The organism is Aestuariivita sp., assembly GCF_021404545.1.
In the GTDB taxonomy this organism is placed as follows: Bacteria; Pseudomonadota; Alphaproteobacteria; order Rhodobacterales; family Rhodobacteraceae; genus Aestuariivita.
This window is the reverse complement of the sequence record NZ_JAAWWD010000038.1, coordinates 53,441-69,487: the sequence shown is the minus strand read 5'-3', so window position 1 is coordinate 69,487 and position 16,047 is coordinate 53,441. Positions and strand designations below refer to the sequence as shown.

Sequence of the window (16,047 nt, the reverse complement as noted above, 5' to 3'; positions counted from 1 at the left end):
AACCGCACCGCCCCTTGCAGCCCACAGTGGCCGACACTAAGACTCCCTTAACCATCCACCGGGTATGGTCCCGGTCAACCATCAGCAGGCCCCTTACATGTTTGATCCAGTCGAAACCTATATGAACCTTGTCCCCATGGTCGTTGAACAGACCAGCCGGGGTGAACGCGCCTATGATATCTTCTCTCGCCTTCTCAAAGAGCGTATCATTTTCATCAACGGTCCTATTCATGATGGCATGTCCCATCTGGTTGTGGCTCAGTTGCTGCATCTTGAGGCGGACAACCCGAAAAAAGAGATCAGCATTTACATCAACTCCCCCGGTGGCGTTGTGACCTCTGGCCTGTCGATCTATGACACGATGCAGTATATCCGGCCCAAGGTCTCGACGCTAGTGATCGGTCAGGCGGCCTCGATGGGATCAGTCCTTTTGGCGGGCGGAGAGCATGGCATGCGCTTTTCGCTGCCCAACAGCCGGATCATGGTCCACCAGCCCTCGGGCGGGTATCAGGGTCAGGCCTCTGACATCATGATCCACGCGGCCGAGACGCAAAAGCTGAAAGACCGTCTTTACGATATCTATGTCAAGCATACCGGGCAGACCAAGAAATCCGTTGAAAAGGCGCTGGATCGCGACAATTTCATGTCCCCCGAAGAGGCCAAGGAATGGGGGCATATCGACGAGATCGTCGAGAGCCGCGGCAAAGCCGAGACCGAAGATGCGTAAACGCACGCCATCTTGAAGAGCCTGCCCCGGTGCGCCGCACCGGGGACACATTTTGCGATTGTGGACCCCAATCGGCTGTCCTAAGCTGAGCGGGAATTCTGGACTGTCCTCCAACCTCTGGCCAGGTGGACGGGACGACTGCGATACTCGAAGCCTGAAAGGGAAATCATGGCAACGAACTCCAGCGGCGACAGCAAGAACACGCTCTATTGCAGTTTTTGCGGCAAGAGCCAGCACGAAGTGCGCAAGCTGATCGCCGGGCCAACCGTTTTCATCTGCGATGAATGCGTTGAGCTTTGCATGGACATCATCCGCGAAGAGACCAAGGCCAGCGGTCTCAAGGCCACCGACGGTGTGCCCACGCCCCGCGATATCTGCGAGGTTCTGGATGATTACGTGATCGGTCAGGCCACGGCCAAGCGGGTTCTGTCGGTGGCGGTCCACAACCACTACAAGCGTCTCAATCACGCGCAAAAAGCCGGGAACGATATTGAGCTGGCCAAATCCAACATCCTGCTGATCGGCCCCACCGGCTGCGGCAAGACGCTGCTCGCGCAGACGCTGGCGCGCATCCTCGATGTGCCCTTCACGATGGCTGACGCCACCACGCTGACCGAGGCGGGGTATGTCGGTGAAGATGTCGAAAACATCATCCTGAAATTGCTCCAGTCGTCGGAATACAATGTCGAACGCGCGCAGCGCGGCATCGTCTATATCGACGAGGTCGACAAGATCACGCGCAAATCCGAAAACCCGTCGATCACGCGCGATGTGTCGGGCGAGGGGGTGCAGCAGGCGCTCTTGAAGTTGATGGAGGGCACGGTGGCCTCTGTTCCGCCGCAAGGCGGGCGCAAGCATCCCCAGCAGGAATTCCTGCAGGTGGACACGACCAACATCCTGTTTATCTGCGGCGGCGCGTTTGCCGGTCTTGACCGGATCATCGCGCAGCGCGGCAAGGGCTCGGCCATGGGCTTTGGCGCGGATGTGCGCGACAATGACGATCGCGGCGTGGGTGAAGTGTTCAAGGATCTCGAACCCGAGGATCTGTTGAAATTCGGTCTGATCCCGGAATTTGTCGGTCGTCTGCCGGTTCTGGCCACGCTGGAGGATCTGGACGAGGATGCGCTGGTCACTATCCTCACCAAGCCCAAGAATGCCCTGGTCAAGCAATATCAGCGCCTGTTCGAGCTTGAAGACACCGAGTTGAGCTTTACCGAAGACGCGCTGAGCGCGATTGCCAAACGCGCCATCGAACGCAAGACCGGCGCGCGCGGGCTGCGGTCCATTCTTGAGGATATCCTGCTCGACACCATGTTCGAGATGCCCGGCCTCGACAGTGTGACCAAGGTCGTGGTGAATGAAGAGGCGGTGACCTCGGACGCAGGTCCGCTGATGATCCATGCCGAGACCGACAAGGAAGAAGCCAGCGCGGGCTGATCCGGCACGGGCATTGCAAGAGAGATACGGCGCGGGGGTGGTCCTGCGCCGTTTGCCGTTCAGACAGGGAGAGTGTGGAACATGTCCATTCACAGGTTCAAATCCGGTGGTCTCTACGAAGACAAGGTCGGCTATTGCCGGGCCGTGGTGGCGGGCGGGTTCGTGCATGTGGCAGGCACGACCGCGCAAGGAACCGACATTCCCGAGGATGTTGTAGGTCAATGCCGCTCAGCGCTCGCCACGATCCGCTCGGCCCTGACCGAGGCCGGGTCCAGCATGGCCGATGTGGTGCGCGTCACCTATATGCTGCCGGACCGGCAGGAATTTGAGCCATGTTGGCCGCTGCTGGCAGAGGCTTTCGGGGACAACCCGCCAGCCGCCACCATGATCGAATGCGGTCTTCTGGACCCCAAATACCGGATCGAGATCGAGGTGACGGCCGTTCTGCGCTAGATCGTGCCGCGCGGTCATGTCCCGGCCTTGCCGCTGGACCTCTGCGCGCCAATCGGTCATATCTCACCCAACAACAAGCGGAGACGCCAATGGGTATCCTGAACACTCTCTTGCGCAGCGTGACCTGGTGGAACGGCCAGACGCTGAACACGCAGCTTTTCACCTGGCGCAAGGGCATCAGAGTGGGCGAAGACGATCAGGGCAATCAGTTCTATCACAACAAGGACGATTCCAAACGTTGGGTGATCTTCAATGGCGAGGCCGAGGCGAGCCGGGTGAGCCCCGAATGGCATGGCTGGCTGCACCGTACCTGGGACGAGCCGCCCACCGAGAAACCGTTGCCGCGCAAAGATTGGCAGAAGCCGCATCAGGAGAATCTGACCGGCACGGCCCTGGCCTATGCGCCTGCGGGTTCGATCCGACGGTCCGACCCGGCGCCGCGCAAGGATTACGAAGCCTGGACACCTGAATAGATCCGATAAACCATCCCTGAACCCGTGCGAAAGAGGGGCTCATGTCCACCCATTCCAAAACCGAAGTGGCCATTGGTGGCGCAGTATTGGCTGCCGCTATTGCCTTTGCCGTTTATGCCGGGCAGGCGACCGGTTTTTCGCCGGGGGCGGCCGGATATCCGCTGACCGCCTCGTTCCGGTCGATCGAGGGGGTCAATGTCGGCACCGATGTGCGCCTCGCTGGCGTCAAGATCGGCACCGTTACGGATGTCACCCTGAACGCCGAGACGTTTCGCGCCGACACCACCTTTAGCGTGGCCAACGGTATCGAGATTCCCGATGACAGCGCGGTCGTGATCTCGTCCGAAGGGCTGTTGGGCGGCAATTTCGTCGAGATTATGCCGGGCGGATCGCCGTTCTATTTTGCCGAAGGGGACGAGGTTCTCGACACGCAAAGCTCGGTCAGCCTGATGACATTGCTGCTCAGGTTTGTCAGCGGCGATAACGGGGGCGAGTAAGTGCTGCGCACGCTTCTGGTCTTGGCCTGGTTGGCGGTGCCGGGAATGGCCCCGGCCCAATCCATCGTGATCGAAACCACCCCCTTGACCGATCTACCTCAGGGGGGCCCGCCACAAATCAGCGCCCAGCAGGGCGAGCGCGGCACCGGTGTTGTGCTGCGCGCCCTCGACAAGGTAAGCGGGGCGACCACCGATCTGGAACTGACCGCAGGCATCAGCGGAGAGATGTTCGGCCTGGAAGTGGGGTTGACCGAATGCCGCTATCCCGCGGGCAATCCAGCAGGTGATGCGTTTGCTTATCTGGTGATCCGCGAGATCGGCCAGGAGCAGGGCGTGGCCTTTACCGGCTGGATGGTGGCGTCTTCCCCCGCGCTCAGCGCGCTGGATCACGCGCGTTATGACGTCTGGGTGCTGCGCTGTATCAATTCCTGAGCGTCCGGCAGGGCAGGCGCCATAAAATCCGCCTCAATCTCCAAGGCATGCTGTAAGGCGTTGTGATACTGCGCCCGACTGATCTCTACCGCGCCCAAAGAGGCGAGATGCGGGGTGATGAACTGTGTGTCAAACAGGACAAAGCCCGCCTGCCGCAAGCGATCCACCAGATAGGCAAGGGCGATTTTTGAGGTGTCGCGTCGGCGCGAAAACATGCTTTCCCCAAAAAATGCGCCACCCAATGTCACGCCGTAAACGCCTCCGACCAATTCATCGCTCTCCCACAGCTCCAGCGAATGAGCATGCCCCATCCGGTGCAAACCGACGTAAAGCGTGCGGATTTCGTCGTTGATCCAGGTCTCCACCCGGTCTGCGCACCCTTCGACCGTCGCCGAGAAATCGTCATTTACCGCAATGCGATAGGGGGTGTTCCTGATGGATCGCTTTAAGGATCGCGACAGGTGGAACCGATCCAGCGGCATCACGCCCCGCCTGCGCGGATCGACCCAGAAAACCTCTGGATCGTTGCGATGCTCGGCCATCGGAAAAATCCCGATGGAATACCCGTGCAGCAGGAGGTCGGGTGTCAGGCTCATTGATCGGGGCCAGCGGCGAAAGACCGCATCGCCATGGCGGAGGCAGGCCTGGGGGCAAACTCAGTCCGCAGCCAGAGCGCGATCAAGCCACTTCTCCAGCCAGTGGATGTTATAGGCCCCGGACTGAACGTCGTCTTCCTGCAAGAGCGCATGAAAGAGCGGCACGGTCGTATCGACCCCGTCCACAATCAACTCCCCCAGCGCGCGGTTGAGCCGGGCAAGTGCTTCGGGCCGGTCGCGGCCATGCACGATCAGCTTGCCGATCAGGCTGTCGTAATAGGGCGGGATCGTATAGCCGTCATACAGCGCGGAATCGATCCGTACACCCAGGCCGCCCGGCGCGTGATACTGCGTGATCCGGCCCGGGCAGGGCCGGAAATCGGGCAGTTTCTCGGCGTTGATCCGGACTTCGATCGCGTGGCCGTTGATCGTCAGGTCGTCCTGCTCGAACGACATCGGCAAGCCCGAGGCGACGCGGATCTGCTCGCGCACCAGATCGACACCAAAGATCGCTTCGGTCACGGGATGCTCGACCTGAAGCCGGGTGTTCATCTCGATGAAATAGAACGCCCCGTCCTCATAGAGGAATTCGATGGTTCCGGCACCGGTATAGTTGATCCGCGCCACCGCATCCGCACAGACCTTGCCGATGCGCGCGCGTTCTTCGGCGCTGATGGCGGGGCCGGGGGCTTCCTCGAAGACCTTTTGGTGGCGCCGTTGCAAAGAGCAGTCCCGCTCCCCCAGATGCACCGCACGCCCCTTGCCATCACCAAAGACCTGGATCTCGATATGGCGCGGTTTTTGCAGGTATTTCTCGATATAGACCTCGTCATTGCCAAAGGCGGCCTTGCCTTCGGCCCTGGCGGTCATGAATGCCTTTTCCATCTCGGCCGCGGAACTGGCCACTTTCATGCCGCGCCCGCCGCCGCCTGCGGTGGCCTTGATGATGACCGGGTATCCCATCTCGGCGCCCAGCCGCTTGGCCTCGTCCAGCGTGGCCACGCCGCCCTCGGAGCCGGGCACGCATGGCACACCCAGCGCCTTCATCGTGTCCTTGGCGGTGATCTTGTCGCCCATGATGCGGATATGTTCAGCGGTGGGCCCGATAAAGGTCAGCCCGTGATCCTCGACAATCTGGACGAACTGCGCGTTTTCACTGAGAAAACCATAGCCGGGGTGGATCGCTTCGGCGCCGGTGATCTCGCAGGCCGACATGATTGCGGGCACCGAGAGGTAACTGTGGGGGCTGGGTGGGGGGCCGATGCAAACGCTTTCATCGGCCATACGTACATGCATCGCGTCGGCATCGGCGGTGGAATGTACGGCGACCGTGGCGATCCCCATCTCACGCGCGGCGCGCACCACGCGCAGGGCGATCTCTCCGCGATTGGCAATCAGGATTTTCTGGAACATCAGGGGGCCTTACTCGATGATGACCAGCGGTGTGCCGTATTCCACCGCGGCCCCGTCTTCGACCATGATCCGTTTGATCGTGCCCGAGTTGGGGGCGGGGATATGGTTCATGGTTTTCATCGCCTCGACGATCAGCAGCGTGTCGCCTTCGCTGATGCTGGCGCCGACGCTGATGAACGCGGGCGCGCCCGGCTCGGCCTGCATATAGACGGTGCCCACCATGGGCGAGGTCACGGCACCGGGGTGGCTGGCGGGATCCTCGGCCACGGGCGGAGCGCTGGGGGCCGCGGCTGGCGCCGGTGCGGGGTCTGCCGCGATGGGCGGCGCAACGGGCGCCTGAACCGATACGGCCGGGCCGACCCGGCTGACGCGGACATTCAGGCTGTCGTTTTCGTCATAGTCGCGTTTGACCTGCAATTCGGTCAGGTCGTTATCATGCAACAGCTCGGCCAGAGCCTTGATGAATGCCACATCCGCGTCATGCGATTTGTTTGCCATGGGTGTCCTCGACCGGTTCCTGTCTTGCGCCCATCTGTGTGCGGGCGTTCATCCTGTGGGTTATAGGGTATGCGCATTTCCAGGAAAAGCGTTCCGTTTTGTGTGATCTAGATGGGGGTTTTTGCCGCAAATGACCAGAGGGAAAGCGCGCGCCAATTCCCCCTCAGATCGGCATGCCTGAGAGTTTCGCGACCAGTTCGGCCAGTTTTCGGGCGCCGAACTTGTCCAGAAGGCGTGCGCGATGCGCCTCGATCGTGCGGTGGCTCAGGTTCAGCGCCCGACCGATTTCCTTGGCCGAAAGACCGCGCGCGGTCAGCAGGGCCACGTCGCGTTCGCGCGCGGTCAGCTGCACCACGGGGCGGTCCTCGGAGATATCGGAAAACGACCAGATCCCATGACGGAGCGGATCGTCAGGGGTCAGCGACTGCCCCCGGACACGGCACCAGAACAGCCCTCCGTCCCTGCGCCGCATGATCCGCTCGTCGGTATAGCGGCCACTGTCTTGCATCATGGCAAGCCCGCGCGCGCCGACGCGCTCATACTCCTCGTGGCTGGGATAAAGCTCCGCGATGGGCTGATGCGCAAAGCTCTGCGCGGTGGCGCCGAATATCGCCGCGAACCGCGCGTTGCACCGCATGATGATGCGGTTTTCCAGTTCCGCCAGACCAAGGGGCGCATGTTCAAAACCGGGATCGGACATGGGTCCACCCTGCCGGGTATTTCTACGGAATTGAAGAGGGTGGCGGGATGGTGCTCTATTGGGCTCGGCAATGAGGGAGCGGAGACATGGTCTATATCACCGGTTGGGGCCACACTAAATTCGGCAAGCTGACGGATCAGAGCCTTGAGGATCTGATTGTCGAAGCCGGGCGCGAGGCGCTTGGGCATTCCGGGCTGGGCGCGGATGTGATCGACGGGATCTGGCTGGGACATTTCAATGGCGGCATGGTCGGCGACGGGTTCCCGTCCTCGCTCGCCATGGGCATCGACCGGGGGCTGCGATTTAAGCCTGCAACACGGGTCGAGAACGCCTGCGCGTCCGGTGCGGCGGCGATCTTTGCCGCGCGCCAGGCGATTTTGTCAGGCGAGGTGCGCGCGGCGCTGGTGATCGGAGCCGAGAAGATGACCCACTTGCCGACGCGGGAGGTCGCGACCTGCCTGGGGCATGCGTCCTATCAGAAAGAGGAAGCAGGGCTGAGCTTTCCGGCGGTGTTCGCGCAGTTCGCCCAGGCCTATTTCGACAGATACGGTGATCATACCCAAGCCCTGGCCAGGGTTGCCGCCAAGAACCACGGCAACTCGGTCCGCAACCCGCTGGCCCAGATGCAAAAACCCCTGGACGAGGCCTATTGCGCGGCCGTGTCGGACAAAAACCCGATAGTGGCGCCGCCGTTGAAAGTAACCGACTGCTCCTTGGTCTCCGACGGGGCGGCGGCGCTGGTTCTGGTGGGTGAGGCGTTGCTGGGTGACGCGCCGCGCGCCGTGCGGATGCGGGGTGTGGCGCAGGTCAGCGACCTGTTGCCGATGTCGCAGCGGGACCTCTTGGCCTTTGAGGGGCCGCGCCGCGCCATTCATCAGGCCTATGAACGCGCGGACGTCACGGTCAACGATATCGACGTGGCCGAGGTACATGATTGTTTCACTATCGCGGAACTCTTGATTTACGAGGCGATGGGCCTGGCTGCCCATGGTCATGGTGCGGATGTGCTGCAAGGCGGGGTCGTGCACGCAGGTGGGCGGTTGCCGGTGAACCTCTCGGGCGGGCTCAAGGCCAAGGGGCATCCGGTGGGCGCCACCGGCGTGTCGATGCACACGCTGATCGCGCGGCAGGTGCTGGGCCAGGCGGACGGTATGCAGCATCCCGGTGCCGAGACCGGATTGGTTTTCAATATGGGCGGATCGGGCGTGGCAAGCTATGCCAGCGTGCTCGAGGCCGCGAAATGAATATCGGCCAATGGCTGGAGCGGCGGGCGACACTGAGCCCGGATCGCCCCGCGCTTTATCTCGGGCGCCAGAGGGTGGCGGATTATCGTGCGTTTCATGATCGTGCCCTGCAAGTCGCGGGCTGGCTGGCGGCGCAAGGCATAGTGCCGGGCGACCGTGTGGCGATTTTCATGAAGAACTGCCCGGAATACCTGATCGCACAATATGGTATCTGGTATGCAGGCGGCGCGGTGGTGCCGATCAATGCCAAGCTGCATGGCCGTGAAGCGGCGTTCATTCTCCAAGACTCGGGTAGCACGCTCAGTTTCACCTCACCTGGCCTCACCGAGGCGCTCTCGGAGGCTCAGGCGCCTGGCAGGGCTGTCGATATCACGGGCCCGGACTGGTCCCGGATTTTCGCTCAGAACGCGCCCCCCATGACACGCGTGGCGCGGCGGGCGTCCGATGATCTGTGTTGGCTCTTTTATACGTCCGGGACCACCGGGCGGCCCAAGGGGGTGATTATCACTCACCGTATGATGATTGCCATGAGCCTGTGCTATGAGACCGATTGCGACACCGTGCGGTCCGGGGACGCCACTCTATATGCCGCGCCGATGAGCCATGGCGCGGGCATCTATAACATGGCGCACGTCCTCAAAGGCGCGCGCCATGTCTGCCCGCCCTCGGGCGGGTTCGAGCCCGCAGAGATCTTCGATCTGGCCCGCCATTTCGGTTCGGTTCAGATGTTCGCCGCCCCCACCATGGTCAAACGGATGACCCAGGCGGCCAAGGCCGCGGGCGAGACAGGGGAGGGGTTGCGCACCGTCGTTTATGGGGGTGGTCCGATGTACGCCGCCGATATCATCGAAGCGGTGGACCGTTTCGGCCCCGTTTTTGTCCAGATCTATGGCCAGGGCGAATGCCCCATGGGGATCACCGCGCTCAGCCGTCACGACGTGGCCGACCGCACACACCCGCGCTGGCGTGCGCGTCTGGGCAGCGTGGGCCGCGCGCAATCGGCGGTGGAGGTGGCGATTGGCAACGCCGAAGGGATCCCTTTGCCTGCGGGCACGCATGGCGAGATCATGGTGCGCGGCGACACCGTGATGCCGGGCTATTGGCAAGACCCGAAAGCCACGGCCAAAACCCTTGTCGCTGGCTGGCTGATGACGGGCGATATGGGGTTTCTCGACGCGGATGGCTATCTGACCATGCAGGATCGCTCCAAGGACATGATCATCACCGGTGGCTCCAACGTTTATCCGCGTGAGGTTGAGGAGGTTCTGCTGACCCACGATCAGGTGCGCGAAGTCTCTGTCGTGGGCCGTCCGCACCCCGAATGGGGAGAAGAGGTTGTCGCCTTTGTCGTGGGCGATGCCGATCCGCGCGATCTGGACCGGCTGTGCATCGACCATATCGCGCGCTTCAAGCGGCCCAAGGACTACATCAAGATCGCTGAGCTGCCAAAGAACAATTACGGCAAGGTGCTCAAGACGGACCTGCGCAAACGGCTGGAGGAGAAAACATGACGGATCTATCGGGAAAGACCGCGCTGGTGACCGGATCGGTGAAAGGCATCGGCCTGGCCATTGCCGAAGCGCTGGCCGAGGCCGGGGCGCGGATCGCGGTGCATGGGATCGCGGGCGATGCGCAGATCGAGGAGGTCTGCGCCCATCTGAAATCCAAGGGCGCGCCGCAGGCCGAGTTCTTTGCGGGGGATCTGCGTAATGCCGACCGGATTGCTGAGCTGATGGCGGCGGTCGCGGCCTGGGGCGGGCCGGATATCCTGGTCAACAACGCCGGGATCCAGCACACCGCTCCGCTGGCCGAGATGCCGGGCGAGACCTGGGACGCCATCCTTGCCGTCAACCTGTCGGCCGCCTTTCACACAATGCAAGGCGCTCTGCCCGGGATGGCCGAGAGGGGATATGGACGGGTGATCAACATCGCCTCGGTGCATGGACTCGTTGCCTCAAAGGACAAGGCGCCCTATGTGGCGGCGAAATTCGGTCTGGTGGGTCTCAGCCGGGTGGCCGCATTGGAATATGCGGCTTTGGGAAAGCGCGATCTGGGCGGTGTGACGGTGAACTGCATCTGCCCGGGCTGGACCGAAACGGCCATTATCCAGCCGCAGATCGACGCCCGCGCTGCGGCCTTTGGCGGCAATCTGGAGGCGGGCATTGCCGATCTTCTGTCGGAGAAACAACCCAGCCGTCGGCTGTCGGAACCGGCGGAGATCGGGGCGCTTGCGCTGTGGCTCTGTGCGCCAATTGCCCATAACGTGACGGGCACCGCGATTCCCGTGGATGGCGGGTGGACCGCGCAGTAAGGCCCCAAAAGCTGCCTCCGGCCCGCCAGCGAGGTTTGGGTTCAGCCCTTGTAGATCGTAAACAGCTCTTGGGGCTGATCCACGCCACGCAGCATATAGCGCCCCAGAGAGACCAGATCGACCGGTGGGTCCTTGACGTCGTGGGCCAGCGTTTCGGACACGATCACATGCTGTCCCAGCGGGCGATGCATGTCGGCGAGACGGGCGGCCAGGTTCACCTCAGGGCCGATGACAGTAAAGTCGAGCCGTTCATCCGCGCCGATATTACCGTAAAGCACACGGCCTGCATGCAAGGCCATCGTATAGCCCAATATGGGCAGCCCCTTGGCCGAGCGGGCGCTGCTGTGCCCGGCCATCTTATCATCCAGGGCAGTGGCCATCCGCAAAGCGCGGTCCGATGCGTCCGACAGCAGTTCGCGATCAAAGATCGCCAGCAGCCCGTCGCCCATGAATTTCAGGACATTGCCGCCATGCTCTTCGATGCGGGTCACAACAAGCCCGAAATAGTCATTCAGCATCGCGATCAGCGCCTCACCTTCGATCCGGCGTGACATGCTGGTAAACCCTTCAAGGTCGAAATAGCAGATGACCGCGTCGATCCACCGCGAGGAGCCGCGCTGGATCTCCCCTGACAGCACGCGCCGCCCCGCGTCACGCCCCAGATAGATCCCCAGCAAATCCTCTGCGGTTTGTTGGTGTGTGCCAGATTTCAAGGTCAGGCACAGCGACGGAAAGGTGGCACGAATGAGCAGGATATCGGCCTCGGAAAAGCCGTCGGCGGCCTGTGACATCCACGAGACAATCGCGCCCTCGCGACGGTCGTCGAGGCCCACGGGCTCGCCGTCCTCCGAATCGTCGAAAAGCCGGGCAAGCGCAAGATAGTCCGTGGCGCCCAAAGCGCGCATCTCATTGAGCACGGGAAACCGGCTGGGCGCGGTCGCGTCGCCGATCCGCTCGCGATAGACCGAGAGTCCGTTTGACATCATGTGAAAGAAAGGGCTGACAAGCCAGTTTTCCGGCGCCTCTTCAGTGTGGGCATATTCGTGGCGCACCGGGGCCTGGGTTTGGTGCCAGTCAAAGCCGACGCCGCCGTAAACAGGATGAAGCGCGGTCTGTGTCACGTGCACGCGCATCAGCGGGACGCCCATCTCGACGAGCTTTTCGCAATAGGCCTCGAGGATGGCCAGCTGGGGTTGACCGACAATGGCCGCATCTATCAGCCAGGACGCCAAATCCGCCGCCCGCGCATCCTGAAGCCAGACCTGTCTGAGGGTATCGGTTGTCATCTCGCAGAGCGGGCTTTCATGATCGGTGCTTTGGCACAGCTTCCCGCCTGACCGCGCGATAGGCAAGCGGTCTCTTCGCTCTGCGGGCCGGGTTGCGCGGCGCGTCGCCCAACGCAACCGACCCGCAGCAGCCGTCAGATCGCCAGATACTCCGCGCGCAGCTCGGCGTTTTCCAGCACTTCCGCTGCGGTCCCGTCGAACACGATCCCGCCAGTGTCAAGGATCACCGCGCGGTCGGCCAGTTCCAGCGCGCGCACGGCGTTTTGCTCCACGATGACGGTGGTCATGCCCTGTTCCTTGATGTGGATGAGGGTCTTTTCGATCTCGTCCACGATCACCGGCGCCAAGCCCTCATACGGCTCGTCCAGCAGCAAGACCTTGAGATCCCGCGCAAGCGCGCGGGCGATCGACAGCATCTGCTGCTCGCCGCCCGAAAGCGTCGTGCCCTCCTGGCTCTTGCGCTCGCCCAGGCGGGGGAAGAGGTCATAGATCCGCTCAAGCGACCAGCCGACGGGCGGCGCGATCTGGGCGAGTTTGAGGTTCTCCTCGACCGTGAGCCCCTGGATGATGCGGCGATCCTCAACTACCAAACCGAGGCCCACGGAGGCGGCCTCGTGGCTCGACATCTTGTGCAGCGGTTGATGGTCGAGCCAGATCTCTCCGTGGGTGACCTGCGGATCGCCCAGCCGCGCAATGGACCGCAGGGTCGAGGTTTTGCCGGCCCCGTTGCGGCCCAGAAGGGCAAGGATCTCGCCCTCATGGACATTAAAACTAATGCCCTGCACGATATAGCTTTCGCCATAATAGGCGTGCATGTCCCAGACCGACAGAAAGGCCGGCGCGGTCGAGGCCATATTGGCGTTTTTGGAGAAATCGGGTTTGACGTTCATCTCATGCGTCCTTTTCAGGCGGGTGGCGGGACAAGTCCCGCCCTACGGGCGATGGGGTAGGGCGGGACTTGTCCCGCCACCCGTTCAGGCACTTTCACCCAGATAAGCTTCGCGGACCTTCGGATGGCCCTTGATGTTCTCGGGCGTGTCTTCGACCAGCGGCGTGCCCTGGGCCAGAACGGTAATCCGCTCGGCCAGGGAAAACACCACATGCATATCGTGTTCGATAATCGCGATGGTGATGTCGCGGGTGTCCTTGATTTGTTTGAGAAGGTCGATGGTGTTGTTGGTATCGGCCCGCGCCATCCCGGCGGTGGGCTCATCGAGCAGCAGCAGGCGTGGCTCCTGGCTGAGGCACATACCGATCTCCAGCCGCCGTTTGTCGCCGCGCGACAGCGATCCGGCATGCATATGCTGTTTGTCGGCCATGTTCATGTCCTCCAGCATATGCTCCGCGCGCTCCAGGATGTCCTTTTGCGACCCGATCGAGCTGATCGCGTTCATCTCAAACGCCCCGTCCCGCTTGGCAAAGCAGGGGATCATCATATTCTCCATCACGCTGAGATCGGCGAAGATTTCAGGTGTTTGGAAGACGCGGCTGATGCCCATCTGGTTGATCTCATGCGGCGAGCGGCCCAGTACCGATTGCCCATCGAACATCACCGATCCGGTATCGGGGATCAGCTTGCCCACAAAGCAGTTGAGCAGCGTGGACTTGCCCGCCCCGTTCGGCCCGATGATCGCATGGACCGAGTTCTCGGCCACGCTGAGGTTCACATCCCCCAACGCTTGAAGACCTCCAAACCGCTTGCCGACGTTCTTGACCTCGAGAATACCCATATCGTTTCTCCTTATTCCGCAGGCTCGGTTGTGCCTTTGGTGTCGTCCTTTTTGGCCTTGCGGCGGCGAAAGAGGTTGGCGATGCGCTGTCCGCCTTCGACCAGGCCACCGGGCAGGAAGATCACCACCAGCATGAAGATGATGCCCAGCGTCAGGTGCCAGCCCTTTCCGATAAAGGGATAGACCATCGCGACGAGGAGGTCCTCGATCCCGTCCGGCATCCAGTAGAACCATTCATGCAGGATGGTTTCGTTGATTTTGGAGATGATATTCTCCATGTATTTGATCATGCCGGCCCCAAGGATCGGACCGATCAAGGTGCCTGCGCCGCCGAGGATTGTCATCAGCACGACCTCGCCGCTTGCGGTCCAGAACATCCGCTCGGCGCCTGCCAGCGGGTCCATCGACGCCATCAGCCCACCGGCCAGACCGGCATACATGCCCGAGATCACGAAAGCCGCCAGCGTATAGGGGCGTGAATTCAGCCCGGTATAGTTCAGCCGTTGCTGGTTCGATTTGATCGCGCGCAGCATCATCCCGAACGGAGAGCGGAAGATACGGATCGAGACATAAAAGCTGATCAGCATGATCAGGGCACAGATGTAATAGCCGAAGTTAAAGGTAAAGAGCCACGATCCCACGGCCCATTCAAAGCTGTCGCGCATCTCCATTCCGAAAAGGCCCGGTACGGGGATGTTGCCTTGGGCGGTCTGGCTGATGCCTAGGATACGCGGGTCATCCAGGGCCAGTTGCAGCCCGGTCTCGCCACCGGTGATCGGTGTCAGCACCGAATAGGCCAGCGCAAAGGACATCTGTGCAAAAGCCAGCGTGAGGATGGAGAAATAGATGCCTGACCGCCGCAGGCTGATAAAGCCGATAAGCAGGGCGAAAAGGCCGGACACGACCACCGCGAGGATAATCGCGGGGATGATGTTCATGCTCAAAAGCTTGAACATCCACACGGCGGCATAGCTGCCCACGCCCAGAAACGCGGCGTGGCCGAAGGAAAGATACCCGGTCAGGCCAAAGAGGATGTTAAAGCCGATGGCAAAAATCCCGAAGATCACGAACCGCTGCATCAGATCCGGATAGCCGGCATTGAATTGCGCCATGTCCGAGCCTTCGGGGAAGGGGTTGAGCAGGAACGGGGCAAAGGCGCAGAGGGCCGCCACGATGATCAGAAGGGTTGTGTCTTTCTTGTTCAATCCGAACATGGGTCAGTCCTCCATCACGCCTTTGCGGCCCATCAGGCCCCGTGGACGCGTCAGCAGAATGATGATGGCCACCAGATAGATGATCACCTGATTGATGCCGGGAATGAGGTCGATGACCTGCGCCATCGACGCAAAGCTCTCCAGAATTCCCAGAAGGAAGCCCGCCAGCACCGCGCCGGGCAAAGACCCCATGCCGCCCACGACCACCACCACGAAGGAGAGCACCAGAAAGTCCATGCCCATATGGTAATTGGGCGAGTTGATAGGGGTGTACATCACCCCCGCCAGCCCCGCGACGGCGGCGGCAAGTCCGAACATGATGGTAAAGCGTTTGTCGATATTGATGCCAAGCAGCCCAACCGTTTCGCGATCCGCCATGCCCGCGCGCACAACCATCCCGAAGGTCGTGAATTGCAAAAAGGCAAAGACGGCGCCAATCACCAGACAGGCAAAGGCGAAGTAAACCAGCCGCCAATAGGGATAGATGATCTGGTTGGCTTCGAAACCGATCAACACGCCAAAATCGAAGCTGCCGACAAAGGCATCGGGCGCAGGCGTGGGGATCGGGTTGGCGCCATAGAAATACTTGATGATCTCTTGCAGCACGATGGCCAGGCCGAATGTCACAAGGATCTGATCCGCATGGGGGCGCTTGTAAAAATGCTTGATCAGCCCGCGTTCCATGATCACGCCGATGCCGATCATCACCGGGATAGCGAACAGGATCGAAAGCGGGACCGCCCAGTCGATGATCATATCTCCGGTCTCGACTCCGAACCAATCGTAGAGATAGGGCACATCCACCTTCAGCGGGTTGCCCAGAAAATCAACTCTGGTCGGGTCGATGACCTCGTGGCTCAGCGTCAGGATGCGGCTGAGCGTCACCGCGCAAAAGGCCCCGATCATGAAGAGCGCGCCATGGGCGAAATTGACAACGCCCAGCGTGCCGAAGATCAGCGTCAGGCCAAGGGCGATCAACGCATAGGCGGACCCCTTGTCGAGCCCGTTGAGGATTTGCAGGATGATGGCTTCCATT

Annotated in this window: 18 protein-coding genes; 9 read left to right on the top strand and 9 right to left on the bottom strand. The window is 61.5% G+C overall.

Going from position 1 to position 16,047, the window contains the following annotated elements; genetic code table 11:
- Window positions 1–97: 97 nt before the first annotated feature.
- The 6 genes from HEP69_RS12945 to HEP69_RS12920 all read left to right on the top strand — a co-directional run bounded on the left by HEP69_RS12945 (window position 98) and on the right by HEP69_RS12920 (window position 4,019).
- A complete protein-coding gene (locus tag HEP69_RS12945) occupies window positions 98–727 on the top strand; it encodes an ATP-dependent Clp protease proteolytic subunit (protein WP_290558957.1) in 630 nt (209 codons plus the stop codon).
- Between the two features lie 168 nt (window positions 728–895).
- Window positions 896–2,164 carry an ATP-dependent Clp protease ATP-binding subunit ClpX gene (gene clpX, locus HEP69_RS12940; protein ID WP_290558956.1) on the top strand — a complete coding sequence of 423 codons (1,269 nt, stop codon included), beginning with the start codon at window positions 896–898 and terminating at the stop codon, window positions 2,162–2,164.
- A gap of 81 nt (window positions 2,165–2,245) precedes the next feature.
- On the top strand, window positions 2,246–2,617 hold the full coding sequence (locus tag HEP69_RS12935; RefSeq protein ID WP_290558955.1) for a RidA family protein: 372 nt from the start codon (window positions 2,246–2,248) through the stop codon (window positions 2,615–2,617).
- An 89-nt stretch (window positions 2,618–2,706) separates the two neighbouring features.
- Window positions 2,707–3,090 carry an NADH:ubiquinone oxidoreductase subunit NDUFA12 gene (locus tag HEP69_RS12930; RefSeq protein WP_290558954.1) on the top strand — a complete coding sequence of 128 codons (384 nt, stop codon included), beginning with the start codon at window positions 2,707–2,709 and terminating at the stop codon, window positions 3,088–3,090.
- Between the two features lie 41 nt (window positions 3,091–3,131).
- Entirely contained in the window at window positions 3,132–3,587 is a 456-nt protein-coding gene (mlaD, locus tag HEP69_RS12925) for an outer membrane lipid asymmetry maintenance protein MlaD (RefSeq protein WP_290558953.1), read from the top strand.
- A complete protein-coding gene (locus tag HEP69_RS12920) occupies window positions 3,588–4,019 on the top strand; it encodes a DUF2155 domain-containing protein (protein ID WP_290558952.1) in 432 nt (143 codons plus the stop codon).
- On the opposite strand, the gene aat is transcribed toward HEP69_RS12920, so the two are convergent.
- From aat to HEP69_RS12900, 4 genes are all read right to left on the bottom strand, one after another.
- A complete protein-coding gene (gene aat / locus HEP69_RS12915) occupies window positions 3,983–4,615 on the bottom strand; it encodes a leucyl/phenylalanyl-tRNA--protein transferase (protein WP_290558951.1) in 633 nt (210 codons plus the stop codon). The genes HEP69_RS12920 and aat overlap by 37 nt on opposite strands.
- A gap of 60 nt (window positions 4,616–4,675) precedes the next feature.
- Window positions 4,676–6,028 carry an acetyl-CoA carboxylase biotin carboxylase subunit gene (gene accC, locus HEP69_RS12910; protein WP_290558950.1) on the bottom strand — a complete coding sequence of 451 codons (1,353 nt, stop codon included), beginning with the start codon at window positions 6,026–6,028 and terminating at the stop codon, window positions 4,676–4,678.
- A gap of 9 nt (window positions 6,029–6,037) precedes the next feature.
- Window positions 6,038–6,526, bottom strand: coding sequence for an acetyl-CoA carboxylase biotin carboxyl carrier protein (accB, locus tag HEP69_RS12905; protein ID WP_290558949.1), 489 nt, complete (start codon window positions 6,524–6,526; stop codon window positions 6,038–6,040).
- Between the two features lie 163 nt (window positions 6,527–6,689).
- Complete coding sequence (locus tag HEP69_RS12900) at window positions 6,690–7,226, bottom strand: LuxR C-terminal-related transcriptional regulator (protein ID WP_290558948.1); 537 nt, start codon at window positions 7,224–7,226, stop codon at window positions 6,690–6,692.
- An 86-nt stretch (window positions 7,227–7,312) separates the two neighbouring features.
- Here HEP69_RS12900 and HEP69_RS12895 point away from each other — a divergent pair, with 86 nt between their 5' ends.
- From HEP69_RS12895 to HEP69_RS12885, 3 genes are read left to right on the top strand one after another with little or no spacing between them, the layout of a single operon-like run.
- Window positions 7,313–8,470 carry a thiolase domain-containing protein gene (locus HEP69_RS12895; protein ID WP_290558947.1) on the top strand — a complete coding sequence of 386 codons (1,158 nt, stop codon included), beginning with the start codon at window positions 7,313–7,315 and terminating at the stop codon, window positions 8,468–8,470.
- Window positions 8,467–9,981, top strand: a complete 1,515-nt coding sequence (locus tag HEP69_RS12890) for an AMP-binding protein (protein ID WP_290558946.1) — start codon at window positions 8,467–8,469, stop codon at window positions 9,979–9,981. The genes HEP69_RS12895 and HEP69_RS12890 overlap by 4 nt, the downstream gene beginning before the upstream one ends.
- Complete coding sequence (locus tag HEP69_RS12885) at window positions 9,978–10,781, top strand: 3-hydroxybutyrate dehydrogenase (RefSeq protein WP_290558945.1); 804 nt, start codon at window positions 9,978–9,980, stop codon at window positions 10,779–10,781. The genes HEP69_RS12890 and HEP69_RS12885 overlap by 4 nt, the downstream gene beginning before the upstream one ends.
- A 41-nt stretch (window positions 10,782–10,822) precedes the next feature.
- Here the strand turns inward: HEP69_RS12885 and HEP69_RS12880 are convergent, their stop codons facing one another.
- The 5 genes from HEP69_RS12880 to HEP69_RS12860 all read right to left on the bottom strand — a co-directional run bounded on the left by HEP69_RS12880 (window position 10,823) and on the right by HEP69_RS12860 (window position 16,046).
- Window positions 10,823–12,067 (bottom strand): adenylate/guanylate cyclase domain-containing protein, encoded by a 1,245-nt coding sequence (locus tag HEP69_RS12880; protein ID WP_290558944.1) that lies wholly within the window; start codon window positions 12,065–12,067, stop codon window positions 10,823–10,825.
- Window positions 12,068–12,201: 134 nt separating this feature from the next.
- A complete protein-coding gene (locus HEP69_RS12875) occupies window positions 12,202–12,957 on the bottom strand; it encodes an ABC transporter ATP-binding protein (protein WP_290558943.1) in 756 nt (251 codons plus the stop codon).
- Between the two features lie 84 nt (window positions 12,958–13,041).
- Entirely contained in the window at window positions 13,042–13,797 is a 756-nt protein-coding gene (locus tag HEP69_RS12870) for an ABC transporter ATP-binding protein (RefSeq protein WP_290558942.1), read from the bottom strand.
- A gap of 11 nt (window positions 13,798–13,808) precedes the next feature.
- Window positions 13,809–15,011, bottom strand: a complete 1,203-nt coding sequence (locus tag HEP69_RS12865; protein WP_290558941.1) for a branched-chain amino acid ABC transporter permease — start codon at window positions 15,009–15,011, stop codon at window positions 13,809–13,811.
- Window positions 15,012–15,014: 3 nt separating this feature from the next.
- Window positions 15,015–16,046: a branched-chain amino acid ABC transporter permease gene (locus tag HEP69_RS12860; RefSeq protein ID WP_290558940.1), complete on the bottom strand. Its 1,032-nt coding sequence runs from the start codon at window positions 16,044–16,046 to the stop codon at window positions 15,015–15,017.
- Window position 16,047: the final 1 nt, after the last annotated feature.